Source organism: Streptomyces sp. NPDC046866, assembly GCF_040704625.1.
GTDB lineage: Bacteria > Actinomycetota > Actinomycetes > Streptomycetales > Streptomycetaceae > Streptomyces.
This window is the reverse complement of sequence record NZ_JBEYXN010000008.1, coordinates 264,971-277,390: the sequence shown is the minus strand read 5'-3', so window position 1 is coordinate 277,390 and position 12,420 is coordinate 264,971. Positions and strand designations below refer to the sequence as shown.

Annotated in this window: 14 protein-coding genes, 1 tRNA gene and 1 riboswitch; of the genes, 8 read left to right on the top strand and 7 right to left on the bottom strand. The window is 70.0% G+C overall.

Annotation, left to right across the window (positions count from 1 at the left end; translation table 11 throughout):
* Positions 1-106 precede the first annotated feature (106 nt).
* Both AB0953_RS15575 and AB0953_RS15570 read right to left on the bottom strand, forming a co-directional pair.
* Entirely contained in the window at positions 107-484 is a 378-nt protein-coding gene (locus tag AB0953_RS15575) for a DUF488 family protein (protein WP_366859967.1), read from the bottom strand.
* Between the two features lie 2 nt (positions 485-486).
* Positions 487-912: a hypothetical protein gene (locus AB0953_RS15570; RefSeq protein ID WP_366859966.1), complete on the bottom strand. Its 426-nt coding sequence runs from the start codon at positions 910-912 to the stop codon at positions 487-489.
* A 204-nt stretch (positions 913-1,116) separates the two neighbouring features.
* On the opposite strand from AB0953_RS15570, the gene AB0953_RS15565 reads away from it, so the two are divergent.
* On the top strand, positions 1,117-1,869 hold the full coding sequence (locus AB0953_RS15565) for an MBL fold metallo-hydrolase (RefSeq protein WP_362175313.1): 753 nt from the start codon (positions 1,117-1,119) through the stop codon (positions 1,867-1,869).
* Between the two features lie 72 nt (positions 1,870-1,941).
* On the opposite strand, the gene AB0953_RS15560 is transcribed toward AB0953_RS15565, so the two are convergent.
* Together AB0953_RS15560 and AB0953_RS15555 are read right to left on the bottom strand one after the other, a co-directional pair.
* On the bottom strand, positions 1,942-3,207 hold the full coding sequence (locus tag AB0953_RS15560) for a PTS transporter subunit EIIC (protein ID WP_366859965.1): 1,266 nt from the start codon (positions 3,205-3,207) through the stop codon (positions 1,942-1,944).
* Positions 3,208-3,506: 299 nt separating this feature from the next.
* Positions 3,507-4,820, bottom strand: coding sequence for a PTS transporter subunit EIIC (locus AB0953_RS15555; RefSeq protein ID WP_366859964.1), 1,314 nt, complete (start codon positions 4,818-4,820; stop codon positions 3,507-3,509).
* Between the two features lie 218 nt (positions 4,821-5,038).
* On the opposite strand from AB0953_RS15555, the gene AB0953_RS15550 reads away from it, so the two are divergent.
* The 4 genes from AB0953_RS15550 to rdgB all read left to right on the top strand — a co-directional run bounded on the left by AB0953_RS15550 (position 5,039) and on the right by rdgB (position 7,295).
* Positions 5,039-5,272 (top strand): PTS glucose/sucrose transporter subunit IIB, encoded by a 234-nt coding sequence (locus tag AB0953_RS15550; RefSeq protein WP_366859963.1) that lies wholly within the window; start codon positions 5,039-5,041, stop codon positions 5,270-5,272.
* 121 nt (positions 5,273-5,393) lie between these two features.
* Positions 5,394-6,119 carry a ribonuclease PH gene (gene rph, locus AB0953_RS15545; RefSeq protein WP_361907476.1) on the top strand — a complete coding sequence of 242 codons (726 nt, stop codon included), beginning with the start codon at positions 5,394-5,396 and terminating at the stop codon, positions 6,117-6,119.
* 134 nt (positions 6,120-6,253) lie between these two features.
* Positions 6,254-6,634, top strand: coding sequence for a hypothetical protein (locus AB0953_RS15540; protein ID WP_361907474.1), 381 nt, complete (start codon positions 6,254-6,256; stop codon positions 6,632-6,634).
* Positions 6,635-6,692: 58 nt separating this feature from the next.
* Positions 6,693-7,295, top strand: coding sequence for an RdgB/HAM1 family non-canonical purine NTP pyrophosphatase (rdgB, locus tag AB0953_RS15535; protein WP_366859962.1), 603 nt, complete (start codon positions 6,693-6,695; stop codon positions 7,293-7,295).
* A 59-nt stretch (positions 7,296-7,354) separates the two neighbouring features.
* Here rdgB and AB0953_RS15530 read toward each other — a convergent pair.
* Together AB0953_RS15530 and bcp are read right to left on the bottom strand one after the other, a co-directional pair.
* Positions 7,355-7,438, bottom strand: a tRNA-Leu gene (locus tag AB0953_RS15530).
* Positions 7,439-8,131: 693 nt separating this feature from the next.
* Entirely contained in the window at positions 8,132-8,599 is a 468-nt protein-coding gene (gene bcp, locus AB0953_RS15525; protein ID WP_366859961.1) for a thioredoxin-dependent thiol peroxidase, read from the bottom strand.
* Positions 8,600-8,676: 77 nt separating this feature from the next.
* Between bcp and AB0953_RS15520 the strand changes: the two genes are divergently transcribed.
* The 3 genes from AB0953_RS15520 (at position 8,677) to AB0953_RS15510 (ending at position 9,902) form a co-directional block, all read left to right on the top strand.
* Positions 8,677-9,030: a DUF3618 domain-containing protein gene (locus AB0953_RS15520; RefSeq protein WP_366859960.1), complete on the top strand. Its 354-nt coding sequence runs from the start codon at positions 8,677-8,679 to the stop codon at positions 9,028-9,030.
* A gap of 96 nt (positions 9,031-9,126) precedes the next feature.
* On the top strand, positions 9,127-9,429 hold the full coding sequence (locus AB0953_RS15515; protein WP_366859988.1) for a co-chaperone GroES: 303 nt from the start codon (positions 9,127-9,129) through the stop codon (positions 9,427-9,429).
* Positions 9,430-9,481: 52 nt separating this feature from the next.
* A riboswitch (guanidine-III (ykkC-III) riboswitch) is annotated at positions 9,482-9,548 on the top strand.
* A 33-nt stretch (positions 9,549-9,581) separates the two neighbouring features.
* Positions 9,582-9,902 carry a multidrug efflux SMR transporter gene (locus AB0953_RS15510; protein ID WP_366859959.1) on the top strand — a complete coding sequence of 107 codons (321 nt, stop codon included), beginning with the start codon at positions 9,582-9,584 and terminating at the stop codon, positions 9,900-9,902.
* 22 nt (positions 9,903-9,924) lie between these two features.
* On the opposite strand, the gene AB0953_RS15505 is transcribed toward AB0953_RS15510, so the two are convergent.
* Positions 9,925-12,291, bottom strand: a complete 2,367-nt coding sequence (locus tag AB0953_RS15505; protein WP_366859958.1) for a transglycosylase domain-containing protein — start codon at positions 12,289-12,291, stop codon at positions 9,925-9,927.
* Between the last annotated feature and the right edge of the window lie 129 nt (positions 12,292-12,420).

The following is a 12,420-nucleotide window of genomic DNA, read 5'->3' as shown; positions in this document are numbered from 1 at the left end:
TCGGGAAGCGTTCGAACTTGCCGCTCATCAGCCAATCGACCATCGAAAAGCAGCAGTTGGCGAAGGTGATGGTGGAGCCGACGGCGGGCGGGGCGGCCGGGCCCGGTCAGGGGGCCAGGAGCTCCGCCAGGATGGCCGCGTGGCTGGCGGCGGGGTCCTTGACCGCGGTCAGCAGCGTCACCGGCCCGCCCGCGGCCAGCCCCCGCAACCGCTCCAACTCGGCGGCAGCCTCCGGCTCCGCCAGCTCCGCCTCGTACCGCTCCCGGAACTCCTCCGCGGAGCCGCCCCCGTGGAACCACTTGCGCAGCTCCCCGGACGGGGTCACCGCCTTGGGCCACTCGTCCACCCCGGCCGCCTCCTTGGCCAGACCCCGCGGCCACAGCCGGTCCACCAGCACCCGCACCCCGTCCGCCCCCGGCTGCGGCGGATCGTAGACCCGCCGCAGCCGGATCCCGCCCGCCGCCTTCGCCGTCCTCGCCGCCATCGTCAGCCGCCTCCTCCGAGCCCTTTGGCCTCGTCCCACACCACGGGGTCCAGCACACCCAGCCGGGTACGGAACTCCCACACCCACACCTCCGCCGGCCGGTCGGCCTCCAGGAACCCCACCCGCCCCGGCCTCACCCCCACCGTCCCCGGCGGCAGCGGGATCACCCCGGCCCGCCGGTCGTCGTACTTCCCGGTGATCCACGCGACCCGCGCCCGGTGGCCCCGTACGGACCCCGCCGCCAGCACCAGGCACGGCCGCCCGTCCGCAAGGCACCACAGCTCGCCCGCCCGCGGCCGCGGCACCGGACCGCGCCCGTGCGGCGGCGGGACCCGCCGCGCCGCCGCCCCCGGCCTACGCCCGGTGATCAGCACCAACAGCGCCACGGCCACCACCGCCGCGGCCGCGGGCCACCAGGACGTGTCCATAGTCCGAAGGTAGTCGCGCCCGACCGCCCCGGCACGGCAGTGTCCGGGCACGCCCGTGCGCGCCGTCGCTCCCCCGGGTGACAGCACAGGTGATTCCCCCCACAACGGCCTGCCGCGGAGGAGCGACCCGCCCTTTCGCGCCTTACGCTCGACCCACGCACGGCCCGCATTCCGTCCACGGACCGTCCCGGAGGTTCTCGCTCCATGAAGCTCACCGTCGTCGGCTGCTCGGGGTCGTTCCCGTCCGCGGATTCGGCCTGCTCGAGCTACCTCGTCGAGGCCGACGGCTTCCGGCTGCTCCTCGACATGGGCAACGGCGCCCTCGGCGAGCTGCAGCGCCACATCGGTCTCTACGACCTCGACGCGATCTTCCTCAGCCACCTGCACGCCGATCACTGCATCGACATGTGCGCCTACTTCGTGGCCCGCTACTACCGCCACGAGGGCGGCCGCCCGCCGGTGATCCCCGTGTTCGGGCCCGAGGGCACCGAGAAGCGCCTGACCACCGCGTACGAGGACGTCCCCGACGAGCGCTCGATGAGCGAGGTCTTCGACTTCCGCACCCTCAAGCCCGGCACGTTCGAGATCGGCCCGTTCCAGGTCCGCACCGAACGGGTCAGCCACCCGGTGGAGGCGTACGGCATCCGCATCGAGCACGGCGGGCGCTCCCTGGCGTACTCGGGCGACACCGGTGCCTGTGCGGAGCTCGGGCAGCTCGCCGGGGGCGTGGACCTGTTCCTGTGCGAGGCGTCCTTCACGCACGGCAAGGAGGACATCCCGGCCCTGCACCTCAACGGCCGCGAGGCCGGGGAGTTCGCGCGCGGCGGCCGGGTGGGCCGGCTGGTGCTGACCCACATCCCGCCGTGGACCGACGCCCGCCAGAACCTCGCCGATGCCCGCGCGGTCTACGACGGCCCGGTGGACCTGGCGTACGCGGGCGCGGTCTACGAGGTCTGAGCCCGAACGCACGCAGCCCCCGCCCTCCCGGAAGGGAGGGCGGGGGCTCCGTCGGTCCGGCCCGGCCTGCGGCTACTTGGCCTCGGCCTTGAGCAGCTCGGCGAGCTCCTCGTCGGACTCGCGGCCCGGCGTCGGCAGGTTGAACTTGGTGATCGCGAACCGGAAGATCACGTAGTACAGCACGGCGAAGCACAGGCCGACCAGCGCCAGCCCCCACGGGTTGCTCGCGATGCCGAAGTTCAGGAGGTAGTCGACCAGGCCGGCGGAGAAGCCGAAGCCGTCCCTCATGCCGAGCGCCCAGGTCAGGGCCATCGAGACGCCCGTGAGCACCGCGTGGACCGCGTACAGGACCGGGGCGATGAACATGAACGTGAACTCGATCGGCTCGGTGACACCGGTGACGAAGGAGGTCAGGGCGAGGGAGAACATCATGCCGCCGACGGCCTTGCGGCGCTCGGGCCGGGCGCAGTGGACGATCGCGAGGCAGGCCGCGGGCAGGGCGAACATCATGATCGGGAAGAAGCCGGTCATGAACTGTCCGGCGCTCGGGTCGCCGGCGAGGAAGCGGGCGATGTCGCCGCTCTTGCCGTGGTACTCGCCCGCCTGGAACCACGGGAAGGAGTTCAGCAGGTGGTGCATGCCGATCGGGATCAGCGCGCGGTTGGCGACACCGAAGATGCCCGCGCCGACCGCGCCGGAGCCCACGAGCCACTCGCCGACGTTGTGCAGGCCCGCGCCCAGGACCGGCCAGATCAGGCCGAAGACGATGCCGATCAGCAGGCCGGCGAAGGCGGAGAGGATCGGGACCAGGCGGCGGCCGCCGAAGAAGCCCGCCCAGTCCGGCAGCTTGGTCCGGTAGAACTTCTGGTACAGCAGGGCGACGACGATGCCCATGACCACGCCGCCGAGGACGCCGGCGTTGACCGGGGCGTCGACGTTGACGATCTTGCCGTCGACGACCTTGGCGACCTTCGGCAGGTGCGAGTCGGTGAAGGTGGCCAGCACCTTCTGGAAGACCAGGTAGCCGGTGACCGCGGCCAGTGCGGTCGAGCCGTCGGACTTCTTGGCGAAGCCGATCGCGATGCCGACGCAGAACAGCAGGGCCATGTTGCCGAGGATGGCGTCGCCGCCCGCGGCCATGTAGCCGCCGAGCTTCTGGACGAACTCGGGCAGCGACTTGCTTGCCAGCATGTCGTCCTGGCCGAAGCGGACCAGGAGCGCGGCGGCGGGCATCACCGCGACGGGCAGCATGAGGCTGCGGCCGATGCGCTGCATGACAGCCATCGCGCCGGAGCCCTTCTTCTTCTCGGCCGCGGGTGCGGCGGCAGCCGTGGTCACAACTTCCTCCAGAAGGCAAGGCGCCGCATCGGGGGGCGGGAGCACGGGGGACGGCGGCGTCTTTGAACGGGGGTACGCGAGCGCCCGAACAGGCCTGCGTGGTCTACACCAATGCGTGGTGTAGACCAGTTGTAGCATGGTCGGGGATAGATAAGGAACCTTCGATTTCCTGTGGTCTACGCCACACCGGCGGCCGCTCCCGCAGAACCCGCGACCCGCGACCCGCACGCAAGCGGAAGGCCCCCGGACCCACAGGTCCGAGGGCCTGGCCCGAGCACCGCAGTTGAGGCCGAAGGTCCCTATGCCTTCGTATTCTCGGCCTCCATCGCCTCGATCTCCTCATCCGACTCGCGCCCGGGCGTCGCAATGTCGAACTTCACGATCACGAAGCGGAACACCGCGTAATAGACGACCGCGAAACACAGCCCGATCGGGACGATCAACCACGGCTTCGTCGCCAGCCCCCAGTTGATCACGTAGTCGATCAGCCCCGCCGAGAAGCTGAACCCGTCGTGCACCCCCAGCCCCCACGTCACCGCCATCGACACCCCCGTCAGCAGCGCATGGACCACGTACAGCGCCGGAGCCACGAACAGGAACGAATACTCCAGCGGCTCCGTGATCCCCGTGACGAACGACGTCAACCCCACCGACAGCATGAGCCCGCCCACCTCCTTGCGGCGCTGCGGCTTCGCACAATGCGTCATCGCCAACGCCGCCGCCGGAAGCGCGAACATCATGATCGGGAAGAACCCCGACAGGAACTGCCCCGCCCCCGGATCCCCCTGCAGGAACATGTTGATGTCCCCGTGCACCACCTCGCCGTCCGGCTTCGTGTAACTCCCGAACTGGAACCACATCGGCACGTTCAGGAACTGGTGCAGCCCCACCACCAGCAACGCCCGGTTCGCCACCCCGAACAGCCCCGAACCCCACGCCCCCAACCCCACCAGCCAGTCCGAGAAACGCTCCAGCCCACCCCCCACCGGCGGCCACACCCACAGGCACACCACCGCGAACCCGATCCCCACGAACGCCATGACGATCGGCACCAGCCGGCGCCCGTTGAAGAACCCCAGCCAGTCCACCAGCCTCACCCGGTGGAACCGCTGCCAGCACCACGCCGCCAGCAGACCCATCACGATCCCGCCGAACACCCCCGGATTCTGGTACGAGAACTCCACGAACGTGTTGTTGTCCCTCGTCAGACAACCGCCCCCGATCTCCCGCGTCCCCACCGGACACGGATTCGGAAAGGCGTGCAGCACGCCCCGGTACACCAGGAACCCCGCCACCGCAGCCAACGCCGTCGAACCGTCCGCCTTCTTCGCCATCCCGATCGCCACACCGACACAGAACAGCAGCGGCAGACCCAGATCAGGACTCAGCAGCGCACCGCCCGCCGCCGCCATCACCCGGGCCACGTCCGTCCAGTCCAAACGGTCCTCGCCGAAGAGGTCCGGCTGACCCAGCCGGTTGAGGATCCCGGCAGCCGGCAGTACCGCGATCGGCAACTGCAGACTCCGCCCCATCTTCTGCAAACCCTGGAACAAACCGCTCCACCGCTTCGGCCGCGGTGCCGCCGCAGCGCCCTGCGTACCCTGCGCGCTCATCGGCTTCCTCCTGACCGGCCTGTTTGGGCAGGTGCCCCCCGTGCGGCACACTGGTGTAGACCACTTTCGGCAGCCTGCTGCTGATCGTCATCATTCGGCACAAGCCACACCCGCGCTCGCGTAACTGCGCCAACAGTGGGCTACCGTGACAAAACGCAGCGCACTGGCGGGACCAGAGCCACCGAGACCCGTTCTTCGCAGAACACAGGGAGAAACACATGGCCACCAAGGCTGAGAAGATCGTCGCCGGGCTCGGCGGCATCGACAACATCGAAGAGGTCGAAGGCTGCATCACCCGCCTGCGCACCGAGGTCGCCGACCCCGAACTCGTCGACGAAGCCGCCCTCAAGGCCGCCGGCGCCCACGGCGTCGTCAAGATGGGCACCGCCGTCCAGGTCGTCATCGGCACCGACGCAGACCCCATCGCCGCCGAAATCGAAGACATGATGTGACGCCCTGAGCCCACCACTCAGCCCCACCAAGGACCCCGTACCCAGCCACCCGCCGGGACGGGGTCCACGCGCACCCCGACACGACACCTGCGCCCTCCCCACACCCACTAGGCTCGGAAGCATGTCTCGCATCGACGGCCGCACGCCCGAACAGCTCCGCCCGGTCACCATCGAACGCGGATGGAGCAAGCACGCCGAGGGCTCCGTCCTCATCTCCTTCGGAGACACCAAAGTCTTCTGCACCGCCTCCTTCACCGAAGGCGTCCCCCGCTGGCGCAAGGGCAGCGGCGAAGGCTGGGTCACCTCCGAATACTCGATGCTCCCCCGCTCCACCAACACCCGCGGCGACCGCGAATCCGTACGCGGCAAGATCGGCGGCCGCACCCACGAGATCTCCCGCCTCATCGGCCGCTCCCTGCGCGCCGTCATCGACTACAAGGCCCTCGGCGAGAACACCATCGTCCTCGACTGCGACGTCCTCCAGGCCGACGGCGGCACCCGCACCGCCGCCATCACCGGCGCCTACGTCGCCCTCGCCGACGCCATCACCTGGGGCCAGAACAAGAAGCTCATCAAAGCCGGCCGCAAGCCCCTCACCGGCACCGTCGCCGCCGTCAGCGTCGGCATCGTCGACGGCGTCCCCCTCCTCGACCTCTGCTACGAGGAAGACGTCCGCGCCGAAACCGACATGAACGTCGTCTGCACCGGCGACGGCCGCTTCGTCGAGGTCCAGGGCACCGCCGAAGGCGAACCCTTCGACCGCAAGGAACTCAACGCCCTCCTCGACCTCGCCGCCGGCGGCTGCGCCGACCTCGAAACCATCCAGCGCACCGCCCTCGGCCTCTAGCCCCCGCCCCGGCCGGGCCGGGCCCGCCGAGAACCACGACGCCCGCCCCCGCGTCCTCCTGCACACGGGCGCACGGTCACCGAACCGTGCGCCCGTACGCACGTACACCCACCCCCGTTCCTGAGAGGACCCGCATGAAGCACCGCATAGCCGCCGTCGCCGTCGCGGCCGCACTCACGCTCCCGGCCCTCACGGCCTGCGACGCCATCTCCACCGCCATGGACTGCGCCAACACCGCCGTCGCCATCACCGACGGCGCCAACGACCTCCAGCAGGCCGTCTCCAACGCCGGCAACAGCCCCCAGGACGCCCAGAACGCCCTCAACCAGATCGACGCCAACCTCAAGAAGATCGGCGACCAGACCGACAACGCCGACCTGAAGAAGGCCCTCGCCTCCATGAACACGGCCGTCAAGAACGTCCGCACCTCCATCGAGAGCGGCAACCAGACCCCCGACATCACCCCCGTCGCGGACGCCGCCAAGGAGATCTCCAAGGTCTGCACCCCCGGCTGAGGCCGGGCCGCCGCCGGCCCGGCCCGGAGCGGGCGGACCCGCCCGGATAATGACGGGCATGACCCGCCTGATCCTCGCGACCCGCAACGCGGGCAAAGTCACCGAACTCCGCGCCATCCTGTCCGACGCCGGCCTGCCCCACGAGCTGGTCGGCGCGGACGCGTACCCCGAGATCCCGGACGTCAAGGAAACCGGCGTCACCTTCGCCGAGAACGCCCTCCTGAAGGCCCACGCCCTCGCCCGCGCCACCGGCCACCCCGCCATCGCCGACGACTCCGGCCTCTGCGTCGACGTCCTCAACGGCGCCCCCGGCATCTTCTCCGCCCGCTGGGCCGGCACCCACGGCGACGACAAGGCCAACCTCGACCTGCTCCTGGCCCAGCTCTCCGACATCGACGACGCCCACCGCGGCGCCCACTTCTTCTGCGCCGCCGCCCTCGCCCTGCCCGACGGCACCGAACGCGTCGTCGAGGGCCGCCTCCTGGGCACCCTCCGCCACACCCCGGCCGGCACGGGCGGCTTCGGCTACGACCCGATCCTCCAGCCGCTGGGCGAATCCCGCACCTGCGCCGAGCTGACCCCGGCGGAAAAGAACGCCATCTCCCACCGCGGCCAGGCCTTCCGCGCCTTGGTCCCGGTCCTGCGGGAGCTGCTGGGCTGAGCCTGGTGATGCAGCGAAGGCCCTGTATGCGGCTGCATACAGGGCCTTCTGCGTACCCGTGCGGTTGGGGGGACTCGAACCCCCACGGGTTTTACCCCACTGGGACCTAAACCCAGCGTGACTGCCAATTCCACCACAACCGCGACATTGCGCCCAATTCGGACATTAGGTCAGCCTGGGCTGCGCCTAGTCTAACGGGGCGGAGCTCGAGGGGGTGAAGGACTTGGGGCGGCGCCTGCGGCGCCACGTGTCCGTCAGGCTCTGGCAGTTGGGGCATGGGTAACGGAGGTGGCCCGGGCGGTTGTCCAGCCGGTCCCCGCCGACATGGTCGATCTGGCGCGTCATGGTTTCGCCGAGCCACTGGCCGGGGTTGCCGCACATGGCGCAGCTGTACGGGACGCCGATCTCCTGGAGGGCCCGGTGTAGCCGCGCACGGTTCGTGCGGGGTGATCTTTCGGGGAGTGCCGTGAGCGCGGCCTGCACGGCAGGCCTTGGCTCGTGAGCGGGAGTCCTGCCCCAGGCGCGTCGCTTGAAGTGGCTCGTGTCCAGTCCACGCTCGGCCACCTTCTTCTGAAGTACCCTCCGCTGGCCGCCGCTCCCTCGCAGGCCGAGTCGCCGCATCAGATCGGCCCAGCCCCGCGCTTCGGCCACGGCTGCCGCCAATGCTGCCGGTTCGTACGGGTCACCCATGATGCTCCTCCGCTCTTGGACGTGCGTGCGGCCCTCGCATGGAGTAAAGGGCCGATAGACGGACAGTTACGGGGGATCTCGTCCGATAAGCGGAACGGCCCGCGCCGGTTGACGCGGGCCGTTTCCGGGTGGTGCGGGCGGTGGGGTCAGATGCCCAGGTCCTTGATGATCTTGGCTACGTGGCCCGTGGCCTTGACGTTGTACAGGGCGCGCTCGACCTTGCCCTCCTCGTCCACGATCACCGTGGACCGGATGACCCCGGTCACCGTCTTGCCGTACAGCTTCTTCTCGCCGTACGCCCCGTACGCCTCCAGGACCTGCTTGTCCGGGTCGCCGACCAGGGTGACCTTCAGGCTCTCCTTCTCCCGGAACTTCGCCAGCTTCTCCGGCTTGTCCGGGGACACGCCGATCACGTCGTAGCCGGCCTGGGCCAGGACCGAGAGGTTGTCCGTGAAGTCGCAGGCCTGCTTGGTGCAGCCCGGCGTCAGCGCGGCGGGGTAGAAGTACACGATCACCTTGCGGCCCTTGTGGTCGGCGAGCGAGACCTCGTTGCCGTCCGCGTCGGGCAGGGTGAAGGCGGGGGCGGTGTCGCCCGGCTGGAGTCGCTCGCTCATCTCGACAGTCTCCTCGGGAGGTGGATCGCTACGGCACGAGACTAAGCTGACAGACTGTCCCTGGCGGACTACGCCCCATGCAGGACCACGACCACGACGACGGAGGCAGCGCGGTGCCGGAAGCCAGGACCCCCGCACAGATCGAGGCGGACATCGTCCGCCGCCGCGAGCAGCTCGCCGAGACGCTCGACGAGATCGGCGTGCGCCTGCACCCGAAGACGATCGTCGGGGACGCGAAGGCCAAGGTCGCCTCGACGGTCGACCACACGCTGGGGCGGGCGGTCGTCGCAGTGAACCGGGTCGTGACGGATATCCGGGACGGTCTGCGGCACGACGACGGGACGCCGCGTCCGGAGCGGATGGTGCCGGTGGCGCTGCTGGCGGTGGGCGTGGTGGGGCTGCTGGTGGTGTCGGCGCGGCGCAAGCGCTGATGACCCCTGCGGCGGACAGGCGGGGCGCGGGCGGGTAGGTTCGGTGGCGTGAGCGACAACACCAACACCACTACCCACGACAAGCTGCCGATCCGCATGCTGCACGACCGCGTGCTCGTGAAGTCCGACACGCCCGAGGGCGAGCGGCGCTCGGGCGGCGGGATCCTGATTCCGGCGACGGCCGCGGTCGGCAAGCGGCTGGCCTGGGCCGAGGTGGTCGCGGTCGGGCAGAACGTGCGCAGTGTGGAGCCGGGGGACCGGGTGCTGTACGACCCTGAGGACCGGGCCGAGGTCGAGGTGCGGGGGCTGACGTACGTGCTGATGCGCGAGCGGGACCTGCATGCGGTGGCCGCGGAGCGGTTGGAGGGGTCGAAGGACTCCACCGGGCTGTATCTCTGATCTTCGATTCTGTTGTGTTGAGGGCCGGTGACCTTGGTCACCGGCCCTTTTGTCGCGCTTTGCTACGGTGGGGATCCCGACGAGACGCGCCGTACCGGGTGAGGACAAGACGACGCACCCCCGTTGTCGTTTTTTCGTCGGAGGTGCCTGTCATGGCGTGGGTTCTGCTCGTGGTGGCCGGTCTGCTCGAGGTCGGCTGGTCGGTCGGCATGAAGTTCACGGAGGGGTTCACGCGGCTGTGGCCGAGCGTGTTCACCGGTGCGGGCATTGTCGCGAGCATGGTGCTGCTGTCGTACGCGGCGAAGTCGCTGCCGATCGGGACGGCGTACGGGGTGTGGGTGGGCATCGGTGCGGCGGGGGCGGCGGTGCTGGGGATGGCGGTGCTGGGTGAGCCGGTGACCGCGTCCCGGATCTTCTTCATCGTGTTGCTGCTGGTGGCGGTGGTGGGGTTGAAGGCGACGTCCGGGCACTGACCGGGGTGGGGCCTGCTGTGCCCTATTCGAGGAATTCGGAGGGTGGGTTGCGGCGGGGGACGGTGTCCGTTCCGGCTGTGGTGCCGCCGAGGACTCCGCCGAGGGTGCCGGCGGTGATGCTGCCCGTGGTTCCGCCGGTGGCGCCTTCGTCGGTGCCGGGGGTGGCGCCCTGGTCGGTCTGGCCGGGGGTCTGGCCCTCGGTGGTCCGGCCCTCGGTGCGGCCTTCGTTCTGACGGCCCTGGTTCTGGCCTTCGTTCTGGCCGCCGTCGGGGCGGCCGGGGCGGTTGGGGCGGCCGGGGCGTTCTGGGGTTTCGGGGGTTTCGGTAGTGGGTTCGCCGGGCTCCCGGGGTGGGATCACGGGGGGCGGTGAGGGGGCGGCGCCGGGCTGGAGTTCCAGGTCGAAGTCGACGGGGTCGCTGCCCTGCAGGGCGGTCTTGGTGTACGCCGCCCAGATGCGGGCGGGGTAGCCGCCGCCTGAGATGCGGGGTTCGCCGAGGGCGCCGTAGAGGGATTCGGGGGTGCCGGTGTCGGGGTCCTGGCCCATCATCGCGACGACGGTGACGAGGTCGGGGGTGTAGGCGGCGAACCAGGCGGCGCGGTCGAGTTCGGCGGTGCCGGTCTTGCCGGCGGCGGGGCGGCCGGCGGCGAGGGCTGCGCTGCCGGTGCCGTTGTCGACGACGCTGACGAGCATCGAGGTGGTGGTGTCGGCGGCTTCGCGGCTGACGGGCTGTCGGGGGGTGCGGTCGGGGAGCGGGACGGTGTCGCCGCCCTTGGTGATCTTCTCCAGGAAGGTGTGGGGGGTGTGGCGGCCGTGGTCGGCGAGGGTGGCGTAGGCCTGGGTCATGTCGAGGACGCTGGCCTGCATGGTGCCCAGGGCCATGGCGGGGCTTGGGACGAAGTTGGGGGTGTCCTCGGGGATGCCGAGGTCGATCGCGGTCTGTTTGACCTTGAGGGTGCCGACGTCGACGACCATCTGGGCGAAGACGGTGTTGACGGAGAGGTCGGTGGCGGTGCTGACGGTGATGTTGCCGTAGGAGAGCTGGCCTTCGTTCTCGGGGGCGTAGGGGACGCGGGTGCCGGTGACCCGGCGTTTGTTGTCGCCGTTGTAGAGGGTGTGGGGGGTGATGGGGCGGCCGTCCTGGGTGCGCGAGTCGTTCTCGACGGCGGAGGCGAAGACGAACGGCTTGAAGGTGGAGGCCACCTGGTAGTCGTGCCGGGTGGCGTTGTTGACGTACTGCTTGGTGTAGTCGATGCCGCCGTACAGGGCGACGACCTTGCCGGTGGCCGGGTCGATGGAGGCGCCGCCGGCCCGTACGAAGCGGTCCACGGGGCGTTCGTCGGGGTCGAGTTTGCTGAGCATGGTGTCGTTGACGGCGGCGACGAGGGCGGCCTGGCGGCGGCGGTCGATGGTGGTGGTGATGCGGTAGCCGCCTTCGGCGAGGGTGTTCTCGTCGAGGATCTTGTGTTCGGTGATGTAGTCCTTGACGGCTTCGACGAGGTAGCCGCGCTGGCCGGAGAGGCCGGCGGCGGCGCGGACCTTGCCGGGTTCGGGGAACCGGGTGGCGGTGCGTTCGGCGGGGGTGAGCCACTGCTTCTTGACCATGCCGTCGAGGACGTAGTTCCAGCGGGCGAGGGCGCGGTCGCGGCTCTTGGGGTGGGTGACGACGTCGAAGGTGCTGGGGGAGTTGAGGAGGGTGGCGAGGTAGGCGCCTTCTGCGGTGGTGAGGGCGCTGACGTCCTTGCCGTAGTAGGCCTGGGAGGCGGCTTGGATGCCGTAGGCGTTGCGGCCGAAGTAGCTGGTGTTGAGGTAGCCCTCGAGGATGTAGGCCTTGGATTTCTCGCGGCCGAGTTTGATGGCGATGAAGAATTCCTTGACCTTGCGGTTGATGGTCTGCTCCTGGCCCAAGTAGTAGTTCTTGACGTACTGCTGGGTGATGGTGGAGCCGGATTGCCGGCCCTTGCCGGTGAGGGTGTTCCAGGCGGCGCGGACCATGGCTTTGGGGTCGACGGCGCGTTCGGAGTGGAAGTCGCGGTCTTCGGCGGCGAGTACGGCTTCCTGCACCGTTCGGGGGATCTGGGAGAGCGGTACGTTGACGCGGTTGATCTCGCCGTCGCGGGCCAGTTGGGAGCCGTCGGAGTAGAGGTAGACGTTGGACTGGGCGGTGGCGGCGGAGTTGGCGGGCGGGATGTCGACGAGCAGGTAGCCGGCGACGAGGGCGCCGCAGAGGAGCAGGGCGAGCAGGAGGATGGCGCCGAGGGCGGCGCGCCAGGTGGGGATGAAGCGGCGCCAACCGGTGCGCCTGCGGGGGCGTTCGGCTCCGGCGGGGGGTGGGGCGGGGGCGTCCGGGTCGCGAGGGGTCCAGCCCGGTGGTGGTGACTGGTCGCTCATCGACAGGACTCCTCGGGGCCACGCGAAATATCCACATCTGTACCCCTGCTGTCTACCGGATGGCCTGCTCGTTCCGCTCCGGACGGGCGTAAACCGGTCGCGTGGGTCGCCCCTCCGCACTAAGCTCGC

Excerpts from the sequence above, each read along its gene's own strand:
- rph (WP_361907476.1), top strand. The coding sequence starts at position 5,394 with ATGTCTCGCATCGACGGCCGCACGCCCGAACAGCTCCGCCCGGTCACC.
- AB0953_RS15515 (WP_366859988.1), top strand. The coding sequence starts at position 9,127 with ATGCTGCACGACCGCGTGCTCGTGAAGTCCGACACGCCCGAGGGCGAG.
- AB0953_RS15550 (WP_366859963.1), top strand. The coding sequence starts at position 5,039 with ATGGCCACCAAGGCTGAGAAGATCGTCGCCGGGCTCGGCGGCATCGAC.
- AB0953_RS15565 (WP_362175313.1), top strand. The coding sequence starts at position 1,117 with ATGAAGCTCACCGTCGTCGGCTGCTCGGGGTCGTTCCCGTCCGCGGAT.
- AB0953_RS15520 (WP_366859960.1), top strand. The coding sequence starts at position 8,677 with ATGCAGGACCACGACCACGACGACGGAGGCAGCGCGGTGCCGGAAGCC.
- AB0953_RS15510 (WP_366859959.1), top strand. The coding sequence starts at position 9,582 with ATGGCGTGGGTTCTGCTCGTGGTGGCCGGTCTGCTCGAGGTCGGCTGG.
- bcp (WP_366859961.1), bottom strand. The coding sequence starts at position 8,599 with ATGAGCGAGCGACTCCAGCCGGGCGACACCGCCCCCGCCTTCACCCTG.
- rdgB (WP_366859962.1), top strand. The coding sequence starts at position 6,693 with ATGACCCGCCTGATCCTCGCGACCCGCAACGCGGGCAAAGTCACCGAA.
- AB0953_RS15570 (WP_366859966.1), bottom strand. The coding sequence starts at position 912 with ATGGACACGTCCTGGTGGCCCGCGGCCGCGGCGGTGGTGGCCGTGGCG.
- AB0953_RS15575 (WP_366859967.1), bottom strand. The coding sequence starts at position 484 with ATGGCGGCGAGGACGGCGAAGGCGGCGGGCGGGATCCGGCTGCGGCGG.
- AB0953_RS15540 (WP_361907474.1), top strand. The coding sequence starts at position 6,254 with ATGAAGCACCGCATAGCCGCCGTCGCCGTCGCGGCCGCACTCACGCTC.
- AB0953_RS15555 (WP_366859964.1), bottom strand. The coding sequence starts at position 4,820 with ATGAGCGCGCAGGGTACGCAGGGCGCTGCGGCGGCACCGCGGCCGAAG.
- AB0953_RS15505 (WP_366859958.1), bottom strand. The coding sequence starts at position 12,291 with ATGAGCGACCAGTCACCACCACCGGGCTGGACCCCTCGCGACCCGGAC.